Origin of the sequence: Erwinia mallotivora (assembly GCF_000590885.1) — a bacterium.
Classification (GTDB): Bacteria; Pseudomonadota; Gammaproteobacteria; order Enterobacterales; family Enterobacteriaceae; genus Erwinia; species Erwinia mallotivora.
Genome location: NZ_JFHN01000002.1, coordinates 1 through 354 on the forward strand (window position 1 = coordinate 1; position 354 = coordinate 354).

Consider the following 354-nt stretch of genomic DNA (forward strand, 5'->3'; position numbering starts at 1 on the left):
ATCTCTGTATGGTTGAGTAAATCCAGCTCATTTAAGCCGGTAATTTTGAGCGTCTCTTTACCGCCCGATGTACTGCACGTTCAGTCATAATGCTTATTTCCTGGCTGTCGTAAAAGCGCCAGCCAGGGATTTTCCTTTCTTCTGATTTAAAATACCTGCCCACAGCCCACAGCCCACAGCCCACAGCCCACAGCCTATTTCGACCGCTGCGCAAAATTCACACTCAGTTTGAATGCTGGGATATTTTCCTGAAAATATATGAAATTTTCTGACACATATTGTTTTAATTTTAACAACATCGTAGCATGCTGGCTGTTTATTGAAAATGATTATCATTAGGGTTGACTGCGGGGG

The 354-nt window shown here is 42.9% G+C and carries 1 protein-coding gene; it reads right to left on the minus strand.

Translation table 11 applies throughout. The features are described from left to right. Positions 1-93 precede the first annotated feature (93 nt). On the minus strand, positions 94-354 hold a 261-nt coding region (locus tag BG55_RS23075; protein WP_235192680.1), incomplete at its 5' end, for a hypothetical protein.